Raw genomic sequence first — 23,283 nt, forward strand, 5'->3', positions numbered from 1 at the left:
TTAAAATTCTTAATTTTCTTCCAAATCTACAGTTCCTTCATAATACTGCTCTTTATTTTTAGATTTAGCATATTGAATTTGAGGAATTATTAGCATTGTAACAATTACTAGCACGTATCCTATTATTCCTAAATATTTCATTATAAATCCTTGTCCAAGCCACAGCGTGCTTTGATCTATATTTCCATGCCATCCTCCAAAATCAGATAATCCAAACAATATTACTGCCGCCGCTCCTAAGAATACTTGGAATACTCCTGATAATGCTGATAAAATAAATGCCGCCCTTGCACCGCCACGTTTATCTGCAAATACTGCGATTGTCGCATTGTCAAAGAATACTGGAACGAATCCTGTTATAATAAATATTGGAGATTTAAATATCAGTAACAGCGCTATTGAAATAAATTGAGCTACTGTTCCTACTAAAAATCCAAACAATACTGCACTTGGCGATCCAAATCCGTATGTTGCCGCACAGTCAACCGCTGGGAATGATCCTGGTAAAATTTTATTTGAGATTCCCTGGAATGACACTGTAAGTTCTGACACGAACATTCTAACACCTGTTTTCAATATTGTTAAATAAACTGCAAATGACAATGTTGTCGATATGACGTAAGTTCCGAACCACAGTTTTTTAGGATCGTATGCGCTTACTATATCTCCACCTTTTATAGATGTAAAATGGTTAGGTCCTAAAACTAGCATTATTCCGCCAAAGAATATCATCATTATTAACCCTGTTGAAATAATATCGTCATGCAGCATTGAAAGCCAATTTGGCAATTTCAGATCATCTAAACGTTTTTTAGGATTTCCCAATTTTGGCGCCAATTTATCAGCTACCCATACTGCGAACATTTGCTGATGCCCTATCGCAAATCCTGCATTTTCAGTCAATCTTTGAGTAGGCTCTACTGACAAGTTAGATCCTACAGCCCAGTAAATTCCAACAAATATACCGATTAACACTACTCCCGTAACATTTCTGAACTGCGGGAATAAAAAGAATAACATCCAAGTAGCTGTTTGTGCTTGCTGCTGCATAATATGCCCTGTTATGAACAATGTTCTAATTTTAGTTATTTTTCTAAATAATACCAGTAATATATTTAAAATAAATCCTATTAATAAAGCTGTCATAACCGAAGCTGTTGTCTGCCCTATTGTTTTTAGCGCAGCTTCCACTGCCTGTAACCCAAAATATGGATCAATAACCGCCGCTTTTAGCTGGAATTCTTTTCCCAGTGCTTCCAGTATAGGTCTAAAAGTTACAACTAGCCCTTTAGCCCCTACATTTAATATCATATATCCAACTGTCGCTTTAATAAATCCTCCGACTGCTTCATAGATTTTTTTCCCCATGAACAAGTATCCGAAGAAAACTAACAAACCTACAAAAAACTCAGGCTTTGTCAAAATATTTTGTGCAAACCACTTTCCAATTAACATTAAGAACTCCATGATTTTCTTCTCCTTCTAAACTGTAATTTCTATATTTAAATATTAGTTTTTGTGTGATATGATTTTTATAGCATTATTATAAGAATGATTTAAATGGCAAATCAGGTTCTATTGTAAATGCGTCTTCAAATCCTCTTCTGTACATATATTCCATATCATCTTTGTTATCAGGGAATACAAATTTCCCTCCAGGCTGCCATATATATGGTTTAAATTCATACTTCATTCTATCTTTTCTATAATTCCACAATAATGTTATTTCTTTCGGATCTGCCATAAAGTTAGACCAAATATCATGATGAAGCGGTATAACAACTTGTGTTCTCAATTCTTCAGCTACTCTTAGCACATCTGAAGAAGTTAATTTATCTGTCATTCCTCTTGGATTATCTCCATATCCTACAAATGCCACGTCTACTTTATTTTCATTTCCATGTTTTACAAAATAGTTTGAATGGTGTGAATCTCCTGCATTGTAAATATTTCCACCTGTTGTTTCAACTAAATAGTTTACTGCCATTTCATCCATATCAGGCGGTAAATTTCCTTTTAATGTTACATCTTCAGCAACTGTTAAAAGCATAGTTCTGTCAAATGATTCCAATGCTTTTATTTTTGCATCTTTTATTGTAATTTCATCTCCTGGTTTTACTTGTACCAGCCTATCTTCAGGCACTCCCCATTTTCTCCAAATTTCAATACATGTTTTTGGTCCTACGAATTTTGCTTCTGGACAATTTTTTACAACTGCCGCTGCAACATTTACATCTATATGATCACTATGTGAATGTGTTGCAAGCAATGCATCAAGACCTTCTATTGCAAAAGGATCTATAACACAAGGCGTAAGTCTTAAATTCGGCTGTAAAGCTACACATCCAACTGCTCTTTGATGTTGATGTTTAGGTTTCATTAATTTATTTTTTTGACTTCTTTTACCTGTTGCTACCCAGATGTCCATTGCAATATTCGCATTTCCTTCTGTTTTTATCCAAAGTCCCATGTTTCCAAGCCACCACATTGCTACAGTTTTTGGTTTTACTACTGTTTCAGCTATTTCCTCATTTAACCAAGTTCCCCATTCAGGAAATGTCCCCAAAATCCAAGATTCTCTTGTGATTTCATCTAATTTTGACATAATTGTCCCTCCTAAAAAAATGTTATTAAATTGTATATACTGTTTTCTTTTTGCTAACAATAGTATACCCCACATTTTTTTAAAGTCAATAGCAATTTCTAAAAAATTTTTTTAACAAAAAAAGCCGAGTTTCCTCGACTTGATATGTTAATTTTTTTATTTCTTTCCAAAAATTTTTATCGCACTTTCCAGATCAATGTGGCAATAGCCTCCAGGATTATTATCTAAATAACTCTGATGGTAATCCTCAGCTAAAATATAATGTTTCAATGGTCTTACTTCCACCTGTATTTCTCTTGAATATTTATTCTGTTCGCTGTCTACTTTTGATTTTATTGTTTCTAGATCCTTCTTATCAACATAATAAATTCCAGTTCGGTATTGACGACCTTCATCAAGCCCCTGTCTGTTAATGCTTGTAGGATCGATTATCGAAAAATAATAGTCCAGAAGTTTATTTAAGGAAATTATATTATTATCATATTTTATATGCACCGTTTCTGCATGATCTGTCATTTTCAAAATTTCATAGCTTGTATCAAGAGTCTGTCCATTGGCATATCCTACTGTTGTTTCAACAACACCCGGAGCCATCTTGAAAAATTTTTCTACTCCCCAGAAACATCCTCCAGCAAAATAAATTTCCTTAATATTTTCCATAAAATTGCACCTCCTCTAATCTATAGTAAAAATTACTTTAAAACCGAACTCAAAAATTATGATTCTACCCAGACCCCGAGATTATTTGATTTATCAGTTCTATTTTGAAGGGGGTTCAAGTTATATTTTAAGCAATTTAATATTTATACTGTCATAACCATACATTTTCATTATACAAGCTGATAAATAGAAATAATTTAATAATTTCTTTTAATTATATTATTTTTTTGTAAGTTTTTGTATAAACAATATTGAAAGGTAAATTTCTTATTTTTCCTTTAAAATAGCATCTTTCAACTGATTAAGAGCCTTTTCCAAAACTGCTCTAGGACAAGCGGCATTCAGCCTCATAAATCCTTCTAGCCCCTTCTGATAGACACGTCCTTCATTTAGTCCAAGTTTTGCTTTTGTAAGCATAAATTTTTCCAGCTGTTCTTGATTAAATCCAAATTTTTTACATAATTTTCGACAGTCTAGCCATACTAGATATGTTGCCTGTGGAATGTTTGGGGTAATTTCTGGAATATATTCCTTGAAAAAACTATTTAAAAATAAAATATTGTTTTCCAGATATTCCTTTAACTGCTTCAAATATTCTTCACCACCGTCAGAATATGCAGCAATTGTGGCAACCAAGTTAAAAGGATTGTTTCTATGAACTTCCAGATCTTTCCAGAATCTGTCAAATTTTGATTTTACATCTAAATTATTGAAAATAATTGTTGCACTTTGAAGTCCTGCAAGATTAAAAGCTTTTCCAGTCGAAGTGCAAGTTATTGTATTTTGTCTAATTTCTTCTGAAACGCTTGCCATCGGAATATGTTTATTGTCCCACAATGTCAAATCAGCATGAATTTCATCGGAAATTACAGGAACTTTATATTTTATGCATAAATTTCCAATTGCTTCCAGTTCATCACGAGTCCATACGTGCCCTAGGGGATTGTGAGGATTGCACAAAATAAATAATTTGGGATTTTCCTTTAATTTATTTTCCAAATCTTCTAAATCAAGTGAATATTCTCCGTTTTTTTCAATAAACCTGTTTTCAATGACAACTCTTGCATTGTCTTCATTAATATCATAAAATTCTGAATAAACAGGTGTCTGAATTAATATTTTATCACCTTTTTCAGAAAAAATCTGAACTAATGCCCCAAGGCTTGGTACAATTCCAATACTAAAACTAAGCAGTTCTTTTTTTGGTTCCCATCCAAATCTTCTTTTCTGCCAGTTTATAAACGACTCAAAATATTCATCTGGACGGTAAACATAACCAAAAATTCCGTGCTGAACTTTTTTTTCAAGAGCGTCAATTATAGGCTGTGCTGTCCTAAAATCCATATCTGCTATCCAAAGCGGAATTACATCATCCACTCCAAATTTTCTCATAAGTTCCTTATATTTCACAGAATGATTATTCTTTCTATCAATAATTTCATCAAAATTGTACTTCATAAAATCACATCCTTTTATTTATTTTTTAATTATTTTTTGTTGACAATCCTCAAATTAAATTATAAAATATATCTAAAATACTATAAAGAGGTAAATTTAAATGACTAAAGAATATAATAAAAATTTTATAATACAGCAAAGTGCAAAACTTTTTTATTATAAAGGCTATAAAAACACCGAATTAACGGATATTTTTAAGGCTTGTGAAATGCCTAACGATATTTTTTACAAGTTTTTTTCTAGCAAGGAAGAATTGCTTATTGCTGTTATAAAGTATCATACTGAAAATCTTATAAACTTCTTTAACAGCAATGTAGATGACTTATCAATCCATAAATTTCACTATTTTTTTGAAAAATATTTTGAAAATATTGTAAATAACAAGTTTCATGGTGGAAGCCCGCTTGGAAATTTAGCTTTAGAGCTAGCAGATTTAAAAAATAATATACGTGAAGAACTTGTAAAATCCTATAAAAAAATAGAACTTAGATTTTCTTTTTTTATAACTACTTTAAAATATTCTTTTCCTGAAAAATACGATGATATCGTTCCAGAAACAACGGCAAGACTTCTGATAGCTCTACTCGAAGGAACTATTCTTATGTTAAAAACTGAAAAAGAAAGTTCTGCAATTAACGACTTCTTTATATTTTTTGATAATCTTTTCCAACTTAATAATGATACTGATGAACAGCTAGAATCTGAAGAAACTGTTTCAGAAAGTGAAAAAATGATTTCTAGTGACGTAACGATCAATATTCCCGATTCTATAGAAAATGAGATCGCAGGTGGAGAAATAGATGGAGCCGCTATTAACGAAGCTCACAATATTGACGTTTCTCAAAGTATTTCAGATGATATTTCCGAAGAAGACAATATTCAGAATGAAGAAATTGATGAAATTAAAAGCTTTGCAAATTTCAAGACTGATGATTATTATAATGACAGTATGTATTATGATGTTGATTCTGATAGTCTTATCAATGTTTTTGACGATTTAGAAAATTCCAAAAATAAAATTGAAGATAATGAATAAATATAATTTTAGATTAAAAACTTAGGGAGAATATATAAAAACTCCCTTTTTTATTTTATTTATATTCAAGTCTTTCACTTGAAACAATTTTGCCATCTTCTGCAACGATTACTTGGTAATATGCTTGTGAACCATATAAAATAACCTTCCAATTTCTAAATCCTTTTTTATACAATCCAACATGCTGAGCTCCAACTGCCTCATTAAATTTTTTCTTTACCTCTTCAATGCTATTGCTAACAACAGTATCCCTCGATACAACTGCCGAATCTGGTACAACTCTTTTTCCAACTGATGAACAACTTATTAACATTCCAAAACATAAAATTATTATTATTTTTCGTATTTTCTTTTCCATTAATTATTCACTACCTCTATTTTAATATCGAATTGCAAATCTGTTTTTTCCTCATCCAGATAAGTATATTTTATTTTTTTTAGAACAGCATTTGGATTACTGTCAAGAATTTCATTAATATTTTGATTTGCCTTTTCAATTTGCTGAAAATTTTCCGCAAGCTGAGCATTTGAAAATCCCTTTATTTTAAGATAATTAAACATATTAAAATCATACATAAAATTCTCCTTTCTTAAATAAAGATTTTTATTTAAATTTATTTTTCAAGTTCTTGATATGTTTTTTCCAAAATTTCCTCAAAAGATAAATTTGTCTTGAAACCAGCGGCTTTTATATGTCCTCCACCACCAAAAATTGAAGCTATTTTATTTACGTTATATTTATCATTTGCACGAAAACTTCCTTTTAATGAACCATCAACATCTTCTCTTACAAATAGTGAAAGTTCCATTCCTTCAATCTTTAAAAGCATTTCTGCCGCACCATCTGTATCATCTTTTTCAATACTTAGCTTTTTCATTTTTTCCTGTGTCAAATAGTAGCTTATGAACTTATAATACTCATTAATTTTTTTATTTTTATAAAGCTCACCAATAAATCCAACTTTTTTTTCACTAACTTCAAAAATAATATTAGCAATCTTGTGATTATTAACACCTGCTCCAATCAACTTGGAACATACAAAAAAAGTATGTTCTGTGACATTGTCATGCCTAAAGTTACCAGTATCATTAATTATTCCAAGATACATATATTTAGCGATTTTCTCTCTCAGCTCAATCTCAAAAATCTCTAAAAACTGATACAAAAGCTCCCCTGTACTGCAAATGTCTTCCACATAATTAAAATCTGCATGTTCAGTATTGCTAATGTGATGATCGATATTTATAGATTTTTTACTAAGTTTTTTTATTTCTATAGCCTTTCCATATCTTTCCTTATTTGCACAATCTAAACTTATAAACAAGTCAAATTTTTCATCATTTTGAAAATTATGCTTAAATTTCTCACCAAATTTTTCATAACTCCAAATCAATTCTGTATCTTCAAAATGTCGCATATACTTAGGCAACTTATCATCAACAACGATTTTTATCATTTTTTTCATATTATTTTTTTTGCAAAAATCATCTATCATAAAATAAAATGCCAAAAGCGAGCCTAATGCATCTCCATCGGGATTAATATGCGCTGTTAAAATAATATTTTTAGATAGTTTTATTTCATTTACGATTTCTTTTGGAGAAATGTTTCCTTTATAATTTTTTTTCATATATTTTTATTTTATTCCTGTTCTTAAATTTTTTAGCTATTATTTCCCAACAGAACGGATCATATAGCCACTTCCTGCTTTCTTAGCTTGATTTTCCATAGTTTTTAAAGTATTCGGGTTGTCTGTCATATTTGACATCACTACATAAACTGTTCTTCCATTTACTGAAGTTTTTTTATAATAGAAATTTCCACCTAGCTTCTTAGCTATTTCTCTTGCTGAAGATTCCGAAGTTACCGAAGCTACCTGAATGTACTTTTTAGATCCGCTTTTTATCTGATTTTTTTTGGCTTCTTCCCTTGCTTTTCTTGCTGCCTCTTCTTTAGCATGCTGTTTTACCGCTTCTACTCTTGCCTGTTCCTTTCTAGCTGCCTCCTGCTGCTGTTTTCTTATTTCAGCTTGACGAACTTCTATTTTTGCTTCTTCCTGACGTTTCTGCTCAGCAATTTTTGCCTCTTCCTGTTTTTTCTGCTCTAATTTTTTAACTTCCAGTTTTGTTTCTTCCTGTTTCTTTTTGGCATCATTAGTTATTTTTACATTTGTTTGTGATTGTGATGAAACGTTTTTTGGATTAATTGCTATTTGATCTTGCTGTAAATTAATTGGCTGTGAGCTTTTTGCCTGCTCAAGCTCTTTTGTGACTGTTTCATTATTATTTTCCACAACCTGATTTGGTAAAGTCAAATTGTTTTTATAGTCTTTAGAATTGTAAAAATCCTTATTTCTAATTTTCATCTCTTTTGTAACGCTTTCAGTCGTAGTTTCTTTTGACTTTTTATAGCCTGTTGCAAGCACTATACCATAAGTAACAACTGCAACAATTCCAACTGCTCTCATTACTTTAAACGGATTTAACCGAAAACTCATTTTTTCTCCCTTCTTTCAACTTTTTATTTTATTAAACAATCTCTTTTAATATTTTTTTAGAATTTTCCGCTGCAAGTTTTACAAAACTTGTGTATTCCATTCCGGAATCATCTGTAATCGAATCTGAAATTGAACGGATTATCAAAAATTTTACACCTAATCTTGTGCAAACCTGAGCTACAGCTCCACTTTCCATATCCACACAAAGTGCCTCAAAATCCTTTCCAAGCTGAATTTTTATTTTTTTTTGACTCACAAACTGATCCCCAGTCAAAATCCTTCCAAGTAATATCTGATGTTCAAAATCAGTTATATTTCCAGTTTTTTCAATAAGTTCCTTATCTGACTCAAATGCCCACTCCTTCATTTGAGGAATCTGTCCCATTTTATAACCAAATGCTGTAGCATCAACATCATGTTGAACAACATCTCGCCCAATAACAACATCTCCAACTTTCAGTCTTTCATCCAACGATCCTGCAACTCCTGAAAAAATTACCTCATCTACACCAAATTTCTCAATTAATAAAGTAGCAGTAATCGCAGCATTTACCTTCCCAATTCCAGACTGTACAAAAACAACATCTTTATCATTAAATTTCCCAGTAAAAAACGATATTCCGTTTATAATATTTTCTTTAATATCCTTAATTTCCTTTTTTATTGCCTCAGCCTCTTCAATTACAGCTCCAATAATTCCTGTCATCATTCGTTTCCTCCAATTCTTATTTTTGTTCTTTATCAATATTATTTATATTTTCAGAACCATCATTATTTTCAATAGTTGTATTTATACTTCCTTCATAAACATAAGTATCCTTCAACTTGCAAGTCTTTGTCTCATTTGTATTAAGAACTGCCTGAAATTCCCATTTTTCATCTTTTCCAAGCGAACTTATATTGTCAACTGCATCTCCAATTTTTGCTCCATTTTCATCAAAACATGGAATCTCAATAGTTAAATTTCTCTTTGTTACTCCATTATGTGTTAAAATCCCTGTAACAATAGTCTTATTGCCTGTTATTTCAACTTCTGCATCTGAAAATTTATATTTTGTATTTTTGGCCTTTATTTCTCCATCTTTTCCACCAATAATACCTCCAATCAATTTACCAGTTGTCCCAATAACCGCTCCAGTAATCCCACCTGCAGCTTTTATAGTTCCTCCAACTACACTTCCAACTCCGCCAACAATTCCACAAGATGAAATTCCAAGCATTATTCCAATTAACAAAATCTTTTTTTTCACTTTTCTTAATTCCTATTCTTTCAATTATTTTTTCAAAAACTCTATAAATTTTTTTATTAATAAATATTTTTCTTATATTTCTTTATACTTTTTTAGGGCAAACGGAAATAACCACCATACCTTTTTAATCCCAGCTCGTTTAGGCATTTTTAATTTAATAAACAAATAGTTTAGTAAAAAATATTAAGCAAAATTTCGTCAGAAGAAAAATAGTTGTTTAAACTTTTATAAATTATTTAAAATTATATATACTTATTCATATTAAAATAACCTATATTTAAAAATGAGTTCTATTTTTCTTTTATAAGAAAATTTTACGTCAAGAAGGGTAGTTCATAGAACTTTTCGCCATTAGCTCTAAGAGGTAGCCAGTTAAGTATTCAAATAACTGTTATTATGAAAGAGGGCATGATGTCGATGCCCTTACGTTAAAATGAATTATAAATATAAATAGAAAAACAATTATTAACTAAAATATACTAAAATAAAAATTTAATATATATTTTCAAAACATTATATATTATTTAACTATAAAACAATATTAGTATAACATTAGAATATCATATTCCAACTAAAAAAACAAGGCAAATCATCCAATTTTACCTAAAAAGTAAACTAGAATTCTTGCCTTCATCTACTTAAATTACAGTCCTTAAAATTTCAAAGCTTCCAATAGTTTTTATATTAATTCCAACAGGGATTAAAACTGTTTCTCCTTTTTTAATTGAAAGCTCTTCGTTTTCTCCCCATACAATTTTTCCTTCTCCTTCCAATATTGAATAAATTGTCATGTTTTCATTGTTCACATCTTCAAAAGAATCAGAAAATTTTAATTTATCAATTGAGTAATATTCTTTTTTTATAATATGTTTTCTCAAAATATCTTTCCCATTTTCAGAATCATCAAAATCAGTATTTTTAATTTCCACTTCTTTTCCAAAATCAATTACATCAGCAGAATCCTGTAAGTGTAGTTCTCTTTTTTTCCCATTTTTATCAATTCTGTCAAAATCATAAATTCTATAAGTTACATCTGAGTTTTGCTGAACTTCTGCAAAAAGTACGCTTCCTTTTAATGAGGCGTGAACTGTTCCCGGTGTAATATCAATAAAATCACCTTTTTTAACAGTTTTTTCTTCAAATAATCCATCAAAATCATTTTTTTCTACTTTTTCCAAGAATTTTTCTTTTGTGATACCAGGCTTCATTCCCATAATTAAAGTTGCATCATCACTTGCCTCCATTATATACCAAGATTCACTTTTCCCAAATTCATTGTGTTTTTTTAGGGCAACTTCATCACTTGGATGCACCTGGATAGAAAGTCTATCGTTTACGTCCAGATATTTTATAAGAAGCGGAAATTTATTTGGATATTTTTCATAAACCTTTTTTCCAGCAAGTTCTCCTTTATATTCCTTGTAAATATCATCCAGTCTTTGTCCAGCCAAAGCACCATTTTCCACAATACCCATTCCATGCGGATGTGCCGATACTTCCCAAGATTCTCCAATTTTTTTGCCTTCAGGCAATTTCATTCCTAATTTTGTTTCAAATTCACGTCCACCCCATACTTTTTCCACAAAAAATTTTTTAAACTTCATTGGATATAACATAAGAACTCTCTCCTTTATTTAATTTATATAATTAATTTTCAATAATTTCTTTATTTCATGATAACATTTTGAATCAAATTTTACAACAACATAATGAAAAAATTTTGCAAAAAAAACCTGCAAATAATATCTGCAGGGGAAAAGTATTTTTTCATTTTTGGGGTGTTATCCTCTACTTAAAAAATAGTAGACAACTACAATTTGAATTATGATATAAATTATATCACGCTCCATGACAGTTTCACCCCCAATCATGGTATATTAAGGTTTTTGACGAAAACCCAAATAATTATATCAAATTATAATACAAAAAGCCAGCTTAAATCAAACTGGCTTCTGTCGTCAAATTTTTAATATACACATGATTGCTTTTTACAAAATAATTATACCATAAAAAAAGTTTTTTATCAATTAATTTGAAAAAATTTTGTTAATATTGTAAAATGCTTAAAAGACGATTTTTAATGTTAAGAGGTTAAAGAATATGTATGTTTACGATGAGCAGAAAATTGAAAAGGAAAAGAGAAAAAGACGACTGTTTATTTTAATGAATAGCTTAATGTATGTGATTATTCCAATTATAATAGGATTTTTGAAAATTAATAAAAATATTATATCTATTTGGTTAATAATTATTTTTGGAATTTTGAAGTTTTATTTGGAAACGAAAAAGGATTTTGTAAATGATTATGAAAAAGAAGATGAAGAAACTGGAGATTTTGAGGAAACTTTGCGAAAAGAGAAGTTAAAAAAGAAAATTTTTTATTTAAAGATGAGCTGTGTATCAGTTTGTTTAATTGTAATAACTCTAATTAATATAAATATATTTCAGTTGCCAAGTTATGTTAGGGATTTAAAAGAAATTAGGAAAATTATTTCAAATAGCAAAGAACTTTATGTAAATGGGAAAAAGCTTGAAAATACAGAAGATGTGAAAAAATGGATTTGGGATTCTACAAATTATTTTGAGATTTTGTGGGATTACAAGAGGACAGATAATGTAGAAGAACCCAAAATAAAGGCAACTTTATCCAATGATAAAGGACAGTATCTAGTAATTGAGAAAAAAGAATACGGATGGAGTTTTTTGAAAATGAAAGAAAACCATTACTATAAGTTAGGTATTACTTACAAAAAAGATGTTGACAGAACAATTGAAATGGAAAAATCTTTGGGACTTATTACTCAAGATTAAATATTTTAACTGAACAGGAAATTTCAAAAGTCAAAAAAATTAAAGCAAGGAGATGAAAAAATGAGTTTAATGAAGGAAAGAAAAGTTGAAAATATCTAACTTTTTTATGATTTGATATTTGTTTATGCTATTTCGAAAATATCAGGAATTATTCATCATCCTCATCACGGAGTGATTGAGCCTTGGACATTTTTTAATTTTGTATTAGCATCGCTCGTTGTCTTACAAGAATGGTTGTATATGACAAACTATTTGAATAGATTTGGGACGTTTAACTTTCGTGAAATTATGACTATGTGTGTAAATATGACGACAGCGATTTATTTGTCTAATTCTTTTTTAGCAGATTCGAGTCAAGCCTACTATCCTTTTACAATTTCAATGTTAATTATGGCTTTGACTGTAGCATTTTCGTATCACTGTCAAGCAATGAAAAAAGGATTTGGCGAAAAAGAAGCTGTTAATGAGAGAAATATTCTTTTAATCGTTAGTTCATTGCTTATAATCAGTCTGTTCGTAAATTTTTATATTGGAACAATACTTCTTATAATTGCAAACTTTTCAGGAGTTTTTCTTCCTGTAATTTACAAAATTGAATTTGACAACAATGTTGCTAAGTTTGGACATTTAAAAGAACGATTTGAATTATTGACAATTTTGTTCTTTGGAGAAATGATTGTCGGGATTGCAAAATATTTTGATATAAAGCATTTTACAATTTATCCATTTATCGCTTTAATTGCAATATTTTCACTATTTGGAACATATACAATCTTGATAAACAAAATGATAAACCATCATCTGGTAACACGTGGATTGGTGCTGATGTATTCACATTTTTTCCTGCTAATTAGTTTAGGAATTATAATTTCCTCTTGGAATTTAGTTGGGCAAGAACCGAATAAAACTTTTTTGGCACTTTTTTACATTTTTGGATATACAGGCTTTTACTTAATGTTATTCGCAAATGGTATTATCTGGACAAAGAAAAACGTCTAAACAGAAAGGTTTTTTCAAAAATTTTAGGAATTTTAACTATTTCATTTGCAGCAATTTTTATTTTTAGACAAAATTTGATAATTATGGAATTTTTGATATTATTTCTAACTTGTGCAATTTTACTGATAATTGCTAGGAAATATAGAAAAACACAATCTTAGAGCATAATTCCAGTAAATAAAATTTTATAACATAAATAAAACTGCCTCAATATTCTGAAGCAGTTTACTTTTTTATTTTTATAAATTTATTATTTAATTAGTCTATTTATTTTCGATAATTACTGTTTTTGGATCAACTTTATTTCCGTAAACAGGCTCAAGAGTTGCTTTATATGCTTTTTCAAAGAATCCTTCCTTAGTAAGAGCATCTATTTCAGTATTTAGCCAGTCTAACAGTTCCTTGTTCCCTTTTCTTACAGCTGGAGCAATGTAGTCCTGTTCCCCTAACTGTTTAATATCCACAACAAATCCTGGATTTTCTGTTGCCCATGCGAATACTAGAGTATTATCATGTGCAAGTGCAGCTCCCCTTTTATCTAATAATGCGTTAAATGTTTCTGTGTTTTGGTCATATTTCAGTAATTCTATATCTGGATGATTTTTAGTAAAGTAAATTTCTGCCGTTGTTCCTTTGTTAACTATTAATTTTTTACCTTTCAGCTCCTTCACATCTTTTATTGGAGCACCTTCTGGCGAAACAATCCCTAATGATACCTTCATATAAGGTTTTGCAAAATCAACTTTTTGTTTTCTTTCATCTGTTACTGTAAAGTTTGCTAGAATAATGTCAACTTTATTTGATAATAAATATTCCACTCTGTTTGCAGCTTCTAATGTGATAAATTCTATTTTATTTTCATCACCTAATAAATCTTTTGCAAGTCTTTTTGCCAAATAAACATCATAACCCTGATTTTTCCCATTTTCATCAACAAATCCAAATGGCGGCTTATCTCCAAATACTCCTATTCTTATTTTTCCTGCTTTTTTTATTGCCTCAATTGATCCTGGTTCAGCACTTCCCTTTCCACCTTTTCCACAGCTTATTGCAAATACCCCTAAAACTAAGATTGCAATAATTTTTACAAACCTTTCAAAATTCTTTTTCATAATTACCTCCAAGTTTATTTAATATTTTTGTTATTTCTTATCCTAATTTTTCCAATTCATCTTTTAAATATTTAGCTAGTTCCAACATAGCATATTTCTCAGCTATTTTTTCAGCATCGGCATTGTAGTTGGTATTTGTATTTATGTCATAAACAAAAACTTCGTTGTTTTCATTTATGATAAACTCTATTGCCGCCACATCTATGTGGTTTTCTTTCAAAAATTTCTCATATTTTTCAATTTGATTTTCTGGCAATCTTTCGATAATTCTAAATTTTGATTTTTCTGCCGCTTCTTCTCCTACAGGACAGAATTTATCATTTATCTGGCACGAATCTGCTGGACATAGTTCAAATCCGTCGCTTGAGTCAACTTTTACGGCATAAAGATATTTTCCACCTATAAATTCAGCTCTTATGATATGTCCATCCACAGGCTTCACATATTCCTGAATCAAGCTTATTCCATCAACAGAATCTTCAAAATCATTTCCATTTACATAATTGTCAAGTTCTTCATAACTTCTTATAAGCCTTACCCCAAGTCCTTTTCCAGCTCTGTTATGCTTTATGATAAAAGGATATGTGTCAAGTTCCTTTGCAGCATTTAAGATTTGCTCTTTTCCCACAGCTCCCAATGTTTTTGGAGTATTTATCCCTGCCTTTTGCAGTAATATGTATTGTTTCAGTTTACTCACTTCAAGATTTATTGCAGATGTTCCATTAATTACACGGACTGCTTCTGTTCCTTTGTTTTCCAGCCATGTTAAGACTTGCTCCGTTAATTCTGGTGCGTATCTGTGCCCTCTTGTATGTGAAGAAGCGCTCATTCTATTATAATACACGCCTTTTTCAGGCTCTTTTCCTATATTTAATATTCCTTCTGATAAATCCAGTTCTTCATAAGGAACTGACAATTCATCCAGCCTTGCAGTCAGATGCCTTGTCCAATCCATATTTTCATGAATTATGTATACTTTTTCCATGTTTTCATCCTTTCTATTTTTATTTTTAAAGTTTATTCAGCTACAGCTGCATTTTCTCGAAGTCCAGCATACACTTCCTCTGTTTCCACAACTTCATATTCTGCAGTTTTTTCAATAATTGCAGGAACAAGCGTGTTTCCAACTACATTTACCGCTGTACGTCCAGCATTTGCCAAAAAGTCAACTGATACAATCAGGGCAATGCCTTCTGCAGGTAAATTAAGCTGCGCCGCAGTTGCAAGCAGTACAACCAATGCTCCAGATGGGACTGCTGCAATTCCTTTTGTAATTATTGTCAAAAACAATATTAACGGTATTAATTGACCCCATGTAAGCGGAGTTGAGTACAAGTTTGTTATAAATGTTACCGATAAACTTATATAAATGCAGGCTCCAATAAGATTAAATGAATATCCAAGCGGTGTAGCAAAAGCTGAAACTGATTCAGATATTCCATTTTCTTCACTACGTTCAAGAAGTGTAGGTAAAACTACTGCAGAACCTCCTGTTGTAAAAGCTATTAATACCAAATCCTTAATATTTGATAATAATTTTAAATAAGGAACTTTGAATATGTATGCAATAATCGGAAATACAACTAATAGAGCTGCCAAGTATCCAACATAAAGAAGCAGTACAAACTGTCCTAATAAATACAAATCTCCAAGTCCAGTTTTTGCGACATTGCTTGCAATCAGCCCAAACACTCCCACAGGTGCAAATGCAATGGCATAATCTACAATCTTATACATAGCCTTTATCCAAGATTCAAAGAACGTTATAACAGGTTTATTGTCATCTCCAACAGCAATTAAGGCAATTCCCAAAAATACTGCAAAAAATATAACTGGTAAAAGATTTCCATCTGCAAATGCTGTAAATACATTTTTAGGTACAATTGATGTTAAGAAATCGCTCAAATTAATGTTAGAAGCAACATCTTTAATAGCTTCTGTGGAAATGCTTCCAGCTTTTATATTTGCACCAATTCCTGTTACTTTCCCTAAAATAAGGCTAAGCGTGATTACTAACGTTGTAATTGAGAAAAAGTGTAAAAATGTCTTAAATGCAAGATTTCCAAACTTTTTAGTATTTTTCATTGTAACTATTGACAGAACAACCAGCGGGAATACAAGCGGTACAATAACCATCTGAACTAAACTTGTAAACAGCACTCCCAGTATTTTTAACTCTTTAGCAAATGACGGAAATAACTGTCCGATCAAAATCCCTAATAGCGCACCAATCAATATCTGTGCCAATAAATTCAATTTTCTAAATCCTAATAATTTTTTCATACTTTCATTCTCCCTTCAACAATTAGCATTCACTAAATTGTTTTACTAAATTTTTTATTTATATCAACAAAGCTGATTCCACCTTATCTTTCTTTTCAAAATTAAATATATTTAAGAATTTCTTAGCCCTTTCAGTTTTTGGATTTCTAAAAAATTCCAGCGGATAATTTGTTTCAACGATTTCTCCAGAATCCATAAATACTATCCTATCCGCAACTGCTTTAGCAAATTCCATTTCATGAGTAACGATTATCATTGTCATTCCTTCCTTTGCCAATTCCAGCATTACATCCAGCACTTCTCTTACCATTTCAGGATCAAGTGCCGCTGTAACTTCATCAAATAGTATTATTTCTGGATTCATACATAGTGATCTTATAATTGCTATTCTTTGTTTTTGCCCTCCTGACAGTTCTCTTGGATATGAGTTCTTTTTATCCAGAAGCCCTACTCTTTCGAGCAATTTTTCTGCTTGTTCCGTAACTTCCTTTTTATCCCTTTTCTGTACTTTAAGCGGTCCTAACAGAAGATTTTGCATAACTGTCATGTGGTCAAATAATTCATAACTTTGAAACACCATTCCTATTCTCTGACGTATTAAATGCCATTTTGTCTTATCTTTATTAATAGCATTTCCTTGTAATTTTATTTCTCCAGACTGTATTTCTTCAAGTCCGTTTACACATCTTAAAAGTGTACTTTTCCCGCATCCAGAAGGCCCTAGTATTACTACAACCTCGCTTTTATTTACTGAAAGCGAGACTCCTTTTAGTGCGGGAATGCCTTTTTTATATTCTTTTTTTATATCAGAAAGTTCCAATAAAACTTCCGAATCTGCCATTTTGCTTACCTCCGTTTCCTCTATTTTTTAAACAGCCCATTTTTTCTCCATTTTTTTTGATAATAATGTAATTGGATAACAAATTATGAAATATAGAAAAAATATGAACAGATACACCCAAAATGGTGCCATCGGATTTTTCCTGCTTGAAAATTCTATAATTTGCCGTCCTATTTTTAGAACTTCTGCAACTTCTATAAAAATCGCAAGTGAAGTTGTCTTAATCATTCTTGTTATAAGATTTACCGCTGCAGGTGCAATTCTTCTTACTGCCTGCGGAAGCAGCACATATCTATAAACCTGACTTGTATCAAGCCCCAAAGCCTTTGCACTTTCTCCTTGAATTTTTGGAAGAGAAATAATAGCTCCCCTCACAATATCCATCATTTCAGCCGTTCCCCATATCACAAACACTATTATTGTCGTAGTTTCTGAGTCAATATGCAAATCAAAGCCTTTTGCAACTCCAAAATAAATTATGAACAGCCACACAAGCAAGGGAATGATTCTCATACTTTCCAGATAAAACTTCAATATTCCATAAATAATCTTATTTTTTGAAGTCATAACTATGCCCAGAATTAATCCAAACAATATTGAAAATACTATGGAAACAAGGGCAATTTGTCCTGTTACAATAAGTCCACCCATAAGTCTTTGCAAATTGACTCCTTTAAAAATAACATCAATTCCCGACAGTTGCATATCTTATTCTCCTTTCAATTACTGTTAAAATAAACGAAACTGGTAAAATAATAATCAAATATGCTGCAACAAGCATAAACAGACTTTCATTTGTTTTATAATAAAGCCCTATCAAATCCCGTGTCAGATACATCAGTTCCATTAAAGCCAAAATCCCTATTACTGAAGTTTCTTTCAAAAGAAATATTATATTTGCCGCTATCGCGGGAAATGAAACTGTAAATGCCTGTGGCAATATCACGTTAGTTATAAGCTGTGATTCTGTAAGTCCAATACTTAATCCAGATTCCCGTTGCCCTTTCGTAACTGACTCCAATCCGCTCCGAAATGCCTCACACATGTAACTTCCGCCAAGGAAAGATAATCCAATCACGGCACAGATATGCGAATTAAACGTAATTCCAATTTTGGGAAGCCCAAAATACAGAAAGAATAACTGTATTACAAGTGGCGTATTTCTCGAAAGCTCAATATAAATTCCCACAATCTGTCTAACAGCTGGAACTCTATAATAAAGCACCAATGCACAAACTATTCCAATCAATATTGAAAATATAATTCCAAAAATTCCTATAGTCACAGTCAATTTCATTGCTTCTAAATATTTAGGAATATTTTCTATTATAAAATTAAAGTCCATTTTTGTATTTCCTTTCTAAGAATGTTATTATATATTCTATTTTTTTACCTCTTATATTTGTATATAAAAATATTATACTATAAAAAATTTTATTTGTAAAGAATTATTTTGTATATACATATATTTTTTATTTAAAAAACTATAAAAAATTTTTTTAAAATTTAAAATATAATACTTGAAAACAATAGTTTTATAAGGTATAATTTATTTATGACATAACTCAGTGAAGAAACTAAGAGCATAGTTGCTGAGGTTATAGCGGAAAATGAGTTGAATTATTCGGGATACTGAATATGTAGGCTTTTGATAAAGTGGCGACATTAATCAACGAGTGTATACATTCACAAGATTAAGTTATAAGCATATTTGTAATGATAGAAGATTAAAGCACTTTAATTGGATTAGGCAGATTCAATAGACGTTCCTGTGGAAAATAACCTTAAAAGACTTGAGGGTGATAGCTCAAGAAACTATAAGGAATAATCAAAATCTGTTAGGTGGTTGATGTGAACTGAATAAGTCACTATAATTGATTGTTAAAGTTACAACGGCAAAAATAAATCCACCAGATTAAATTATGAATACCAAATTCTGAATGCTTTGTTGTTGTTATTGGTGAAATTCCAGTATATCTTAACTATCATTTGATAGAGTTTAAGAAGTATAAAGGTAGCTCCTTTATGCTCAGACTTAGGCTGATATTAGCTAAATAAATCAGTTATTACAAATGTAGAGCGAAAGCTCATGTCCATTATACATGTGAAAAAAAAACTCCAAATATTTTTATTTAGAGATTTTTTTTGTCACTATTTTTTGATGTTTTTTAAAAATTTTTTTACTTTCTATATTGAATAAATCTCAGTTTCACTTTCAGAATACCTTTTCAGAAAATTTTGTAACCGTTGATTTTTCGAATTAATAAAAATTTCTTCTGGCTTTCCTTCTTCTATAATTGTTCCATCATCCATAAATACAATATAATCAGAAACTTCCCTTGCAAACTGCATTTCATGGGTAACAATTATCATTGTCATATTTTCTTTTACCATATCTTTTATAACTTTCAGAACTTCTCCAATAAGTTCAGGATCAAGTGCCGAAGTTGGTTCATCAAGCAAAATTACCTCTGGACTCATTGCAACCGCCCTTGCGATCCCCACTCTTTGCTGCTGCCCTCCAGAAAGCTGATTTGGATAAAATTCGGCTTTATCTTTTAACCCCACTTTTTCAAGCATTTTCAATCCGATTTCTGTTGCTTCGTTCCTATTCATTTTTTTCACAATTAAAAGACCTTCAATTACATTTTCCAAAGCAGTTTTGTTTTTGAACAAATTATAATTCTGAAAAACCATTGTCGTATTTTTTCTAAGCCTATTTATATCTTTTTTATTTATTTTACTTAAGTCAAAAGTTTCATTTCCAAAAGTTATTGTTCCAGATGAAGCTGTTTCAAGAAAATTAAGGCTTCGTAAAAATGTTGATTTTCCCGATCCACTCGGTCCTATGATGCTTATTACCTGTCCTTTTTCTATTTTAAAGTTTATTCCTTTCAAAACTTCATTTTTTCCAAAAGACAATTTTAGATTTTCAACCTTTATCATTTTACAGTCCACCTACTCTCAATTTCTTTTCCACAATTCCCATTACTTTTTCCACAATTATACAAACAACCCAGTAAATTCCCGCAACAACAATATATGCCTCAAAAATATCCAGCCCCGAAGCCGATATTATTTTTGCTTTTCCCATCATTTCCACAATTGAAACTGTAAAAGCAAGTGAGGAATCCTTTATCAAACTTATGAAAGTATTTCCAAAATTAGGAAAAGTTATTATAATCGCCTGTGGAAGTACAATTCTTCTCATTGCCTGCCATTTTGTCATTCCAATAGACAATGCAGCTTCAACTTGCCCTTTATCCACCGACTGAATTGCTGCCCTAAATGTTTCCGACAGATAACCTGATACATTTAAAATAAATGCCACGTAAACAAAGATAATCGCAGGAATATTATTCACATCTATATTAAATCCATACTTTAAATGTATATAATCCAATATTTTAGGCAATCCATAATAGGCAAGGTAAATTTGAACTAAAAGAGGTGTTCCTCTTATAAAGGACACATAAATTGTAGCAAGTCTTGTTAACACAGGAATTTTATTTATTCTCACAAGTGCGATAAAAAAACTAAGTATCAGCGAAAATATCATCGTAACAATCGCAATATTCAAAGTCATCGGCAATGCTTTCAGTATTTCTGGAATCGCTCTTACCATAAAACCCCAGTTTAAAAAAGGTACATTATTATTCATTACTTTTCTCCTGTTTATAAATTATTTCGTATAATCTCCACCAAACCATTTTTCTGATATTTTGGCAAGCGTTCCGTCAGCTTTCATTTCAGCTAGTGCTTTATTTACTTTATTTTTCAATTCTTCGCTATCTTTTCTAAATGTGAAGTATACAGGTGTTTTTGTTACAGGCTCTCCTACGATTTCTACAAGATTTCCTCTTTGCTTTGTGAAATATCCTACTGTTAATCTGTCATTTAAAGTAGCGTCTGCTTTTCCTTGTGCAATTTCTTCTAGTGCAATTGAAACATTTCCGTCAAAATAAGCATAATTTATTTCCTTATTTTTGTCAAAATCAGTCAGAGTCTTGTTATAATTACTTCCTACTCCTGTCATAACCCTTTTACCTTTTAAGTCCTCAAGTGTCTTAATATCAGTTCTTCCTTTTTTAACAATAATTTGAGCAGCTGATACTAAATAATCATCAGAGAAAGTATATTTTTTCTCTCTTTCAGGATTTTTAGCAATTTCATTTGCAATAAAGTCAAATTTTTTCGATTCCAGCCCTAAAAACATACTATCCCAAGGCGTAGGCACAAATTCTATATCTAAATTTGCCCTTTTACCAATTTCTTCAACAACTTCCACATCATATCCAGTTAATTTCCCACTTCCATCAGTAAACGTAAATGGTGCATAAACTCCTTCTGTTCCAACTTTCACTTTTTATTTTCCTTCACTACTCCCACTTTTACTATTTTCTTGTTTCCCTCCACAACTGATAAGAAATAGTCCTATCAATAAAATTCCTGTTAATTTTAAAATATTTTTCATGATTTTCCTCCTAAAATTTTTATATTTTTTATTATTTTTTAGATATTTTGTTTAATAAATATTTTTTCATATTACTATATTTTTCCTTTTTTATTTTCGTAGGATTACTCATTGCCGAAAATCCTTATCTTGCAGTAATGGTTTATCCTGATAATCAAAATATTCGGCAAGATTGCTACGCAATAACCTATGGCTAATCTACGACATTTTTCTACACTGACAAGAAACTCGCTATGCTCAGACAGTTTTGCCAGTGCAAAAAAATACTCCGACGGACTATTTATGCTGGACTTTATTTAAAAAATGAAAATTATATTTTAATTATTTGAAAATATTAGTTTTATATCATTTATAAAAAAGTTTGTAATAAATTCGTTATTTAAATCGAGTTTAGTATAAAATTAAATTTTTAACTATTTCGTATAATCTCCGCCAAACCACTTTTCTGATATTTTAGCAAGAGTTCCGTCAGCTCTCATCTCAGCAAGTGCTTTGTTCACTTCATTTCTTAATTCTTCGCTATCTTTTCTAAATAGGAAAAATGTTGGTGTTGTACTCAAAGGCTCCCCTACCAGCTGAACTTTATCTCCTTGCTGTTTTTTATAGTAACTTACCACAAGTCTGTCACTCAATGTTGCATCCGCTTTTCCTTGTGCTATTTCTACCAATGTCAATGTAATTCCGCCATCAAAATAATTAAGATCTATCTTTTTAGCAGCTGTTTTATTATACTCCTCAACAGTTTTTGAATAATTGCTTCCAACTGCTGAAATTACTCTTTTACCTTCTAGATCCTTCAAAGTTTTTATGTTATTCTCTCCCTCTTTTACAATAATCTGAGCAGCTGAAACTAAATATTTATCAGAAAAAATATATTTTTCTTCTCTTTCCTTAGTTTTTTCAATTTCATTGGCAATAATATCATATCTTTTTGACTCTAACCCCAAAAATATGCTATCCCAAGGAACAGTTGTAAACTCAATATCTGCATTTATTCTTTTTCCAACTTCCTGAATAACCTCAACATCATATCCTGTCAATTTCCCGCTACTTTCATCCTTAAACGAAAATGGTGCATAAACTCCATCTGTCCCTACTTTTATAACCCTTTTTTTCCCAGCGTTAGTTTTATTTCCGCAAGATACTGCTAAAATCAACACTAATAAGATTCCTAGCAATAATTTAATTTTTTTCATTCCAAGACCTCCAAAAATAAATATTTTTTAAAGAAAAAAGCCGAATAAGATTATTCGACT

Annotated in this window: 24 protein-coding genes; 3 read left to right on the top strand and 21 right to left on the bottom strand. The window is 30.7% G+C overall.

The window, feature by feature from the left end; genetic code table 11:
* Positions 1-9 precede the first annotated feature (9 nt).
* The 4 genes from AB8B23_RS10915 to AB8B23_RS10930 all read right to left on the bottom strand — a co-directional run bounded on the left by AB8B23_RS10915 (position 10) and on the right by AB8B23_RS10930 (position 4,723).
* A complete protein-coding gene (locus tag AB8B23_RS10915) occupies positions 10-1,467 on the bottom strand; it encodes a PTS ascorbate transporter subunit IIC (RefSeq protein ID WP_369712766.1) in 1,458 nt (485 codons plus the stop codon).
* A 76-nt stretch (positions 1,468-1,543) separates the two neighbouring features.
* Complete coding sequence (ulaG, locus tag AB8B23_RS10920; RefSeq protein ID WP_369712767.1) at positions 1,544-2,605, bottom strand: L-ascorbate 6-phosphate lactonase; 1,062 nt, start codon at positions 2,603-2,605, stop codon at positions 1,544-1,546.
* 156 nt (positions 2,606-2,761) lie between these two features.
* Positions 2,762-3,265: a peptide-methionine (S)-S-oxide reductase MsrA gene (gene msrA, locus AB8B23_RS10925; RefSeq protein WP_021744454.1), complete on the bottom strand. Its 504-nt coding sequence runs from the start codon at positions 3,263-3,265 to the stop codon at positions 2,762-2,764.
* Positions 3,266-3,532: 267 nt separating this feature from the next.
* Positions 3,533-4,723, bottom strand: coding sequence for a MalY/PatB family protein (locus AB8B23_RS10930; RefSeq protein ID WP_369712768.1), 1,191 nt, complete (start codon positions 4,721-4,723; stop codon positions 3,533-3,535).
* A gap of 100 nt (positions 4,724-4,823) precedes the next feature.
* On the opposite strand from AB8B23_RS10930, the gene AB8B23_RS10935 reads away from it, so the two are divergent.
* Entirely contained in the window at positions 4,824-5,759 is a 936-nt protein-coding gene (locus AB8B23_RS10935) for a TetR/AcrR family transcriptional regulator (RefSeq protein WP_369712769.1), read from the top strand.
* 55 nt (positions 5,760-5,814) lie between these two features.
* Here the strand turns inward: AB8B23_RS10935 and AB8B23_RS10940 are convergent, their stop codons facing one another.
* From AB8B23_RS10940 to AB8B23_RS10970, 7 genes are all read right to left on the bottom strand, one after another.
* Positions 5,815-6,117, bottom strand: a complete 303-nt coding sequence (locus AB8B23_RS10940; protein ID WP_021744451.1) for a hypothetical protein — start codon at positions 6,115-6,117, stop codon at positions 5,815-5,817.
* Positions 6,117-6,335 (bottom strand): hypothetical protein, encoded by a 219-nt coding sequence (locus AB8B23_RS10945; protein ID WP_021744450.1) that lies wholly within the window; start codon positions 6,333-6,335, stop codon positions 6,117-6,119. Before AB8B23_RS10945 ends, AB8B23_RS10940 begins: the two co-directional genes overlap by 1 nt.
* Before the next feature lie 38 nt (positions 6,336-6,373).
* Entirely contained in the window at positions 6,374-7,390 is a 1,017-nt protein-coding gene (locus tag AB8B23_RS10950; RefSeq protein ID WP_369712770.1) for a DHH family phosphoesterase, read from the bottom strand.
* A 39-nt stretch (positions 7,391-7,429) separates the two neighbouring features.
* On the bottom strand, positions 7,430-8,257 hold the full coding sequence (locus tag AB8B23_RS10955) for an SPOR domain-containing protein (RefSeq protein ID WP_369712771.1): 828 nt from the start codon (positions 8,255-8,257) through the stop codon (positions 7,430-7,432).
* 31 nt (positions 8,258-8,288) lie between these two features.
* On the bottom strand, positions 8,289-8,963 hold the full coding sequence (locus tag AB8B23_RS10960) for a 5'-methylthioadenosine/adenosylhomocysteine nucleosidase (protein WP_081686578.1): 675 nt from the start codon (positions 8,961-8,963) through the stop codon (positions 8,289-8,291).
* 19 nt (positions 8,964-8,982) lie between these two features.
* Positions 8,983-9,507 (bottom strand): FxLYD domain-containing protein, encoded by a 525-nt coding sequence (locus AB8B23_RS10965; protein WP_021744446.1) that lies wholly within the window; start codon positions 9,505-9,507, stop codon positions 8,983-8,985.
* Between the two features lie 638 nt (positions 9,508-10,145).
* A complete protein-coding gene (locus AB8B23_RS10970; protein WP_369712772.1) occupies positions 10,146-11,123 on the bottom strand; it encodes a type I phosphomannose isomerase catalytic subunit in 978 nt (325 codons plus the stop codon).
* Between the two features lie 484 nt (positions 11,124-11,607).
* Between AB8B23_RS10970 and AB8B23_RS10975 the strand changes: the two genes are divergently transcribed.
* Complete coding sequence (locus AB8B23_RS10975) at positions 11,608-12,318, top strand: hypothetical protein (protein WP_369712773.1); 711 nt, start codon at positions 11,608-11,610, stop codon at positions 12,316-12,318.
* 111 nt (positions 12,319-12,429) lie between these two features.
* Positions 12,430-13,317, top strand: coding sequence for a low temperature requirement protein A (locus AB8B23_RS10980; protein WP_369712774.1), 888 nt, complete (start codon positions 12,430-12,432; stop codon positions 13,315-13,317).
* 263 nt (positions 13,318-13,580) lie between these two features.
* On the opposite strand, the gene AB8B23_RS10985 is transcribed toward AB8B23_RS10980, so the two are convergent.
* The 10 genes from AB8B23_RS10985 to AB8B23_RS11030 all read right to left on the bottom strand — a co-directional run bounded on the left by AB8B23_RS10985 (position 13,581) and on the right by AB8B23_RS11030 (position 23,223).
* Positions 13,581-14,429 (bottom strand): cysteine ABC transporter substrate-binding protein, encoded by an 849-nt coding sequence (locus AB8B23_RS10985; RefSeq protein WP_369712775.1) that lies wholly within the window; start codon positions 14,427-14,429, stop codon positions 13,581-13,583.
* A gap of 37 nt (positions 14,430-14,466) precedes the next feature.
* Positions 14,467-15,414 carry an ATP-grasp domain-containing protein gene (locus AB8B23_RS10990; protein WP_369712776.1) on the bottom strand — a complete coding sequence of 316 codons (948 nt, stop codon included), beginning with the start codon at positions 15,412-15,414 and terminating at the stop codon, positions 14,467-14,469.
* A gap of 32 nt (positions 15,415-15,446) precedes the next feature.
* The gene (locus AB8B23_RS10995; RefSeq protein ID WP_369712777.1) at positions 15,447-16,712 is read right to left on the bottom strand and encodes a dicarboxylate/amino acid:cation symporter; all 1,266 of its coding nucleotides are present in this window, start codon (positions 16,710-16,712) and stop codon (positions 15,447-15,449) included.
* Between the two features lie 58 nt (positions 16,713-16,770).
* Positions 16,771-17,553: an amino acid ABC transporter ATP-binding protein gene (locus tag AB8B23_RS11000; protein WP_369712778.1), complete on the bottom strand. Its 783-nt coding sequence runs from the start codon at positions 17,551-17,553 to the stop codon at positions 16,771-16,773.
* 27 nt (positions 17,554-17,580) lie between these two features.
* Entirely contained in the window at positions 17,581-18,258 is a 678-nt protein-coding gene (locus tag AB8B23_RS11005; RefSeq protein ID WP_021746371.1) for an amino acid ABC transporter permease, read from the bottom strand.
* A complete protein-coding gene (locus tag AB8B23_RS11010) occupies positions 18,239-18,898 on the bottom strand; it encodes an amino acid ABC transporter permease (RefSeq protein WP_369712779.1) in 660 nt (219 codons plus the stop codon). Before AB8B23_RS11010 ends, AB8B23_RS11005 begins: the two co-directional genes overlap by 20 nt.
* A gap of 842 nt (positions 18,899-19,740) precedes the next feature.
* Positions 19,741-20,499, bottom strand: coding sequence for an amino acid ABC transporter ATP-binding protein (locus AB8B23_RS11015; RefSeq protein ID WP_369712780.1), 759 nt, complete (start codon positions 20,497-20,499; stop codon positions 19,741-19,743).
* Position 20,500: 1 nt separating this feature from the next.
* The gene (locus AB8B23_RS11020) at positions 20,501-21,214 is read right to left on the bottom strand and encodes an amino acid ABC transporter permease (protein ID WP_012806453.1); all 714 of its coding nucleotides are present in this window, start codon (positions 21,212-21,214) and stop codon (positions 20,501-20,503) included.
* A 21-nt stretch (positions 21,215-21,235) separates the two neighbouring features.
* Positions 21,236-21,916: a transporter substrate-binding domain-containing protein gene (locus tag AB8B23_RS11025; RefSeq protein WP_369712781.1), complete on the bottom strand. Its 681-nt coding sequence runs from the start codon at positions 21,914-21,916 to the stop codon at positions 21,236-21,238.
* A gap of 524 nt (positions 21,917-22,440) precedes the next feature.
* Entirely contained in the window at positions 22,441-23,223 is a 783-nt protein-coding gene (locus AB8B23_RS11030) for a transporter substrate-binding domain-containing protein (protein WP_369712782.1), read from the bottom strand.
* Positions 23,224-23,283: the final 60 nt, after the last annotated feature.

The sequence above is a fragment of the Leptotrichia sp. HSP-342 genome, assembly GCF_041199995.1.
Lineage (GTDB): Bacteria > Fusobacteriota > Fusobacteriia > Fusobacteriales > Leptotrichiaceae > Leptotrichia > Leptotrichia mesophila.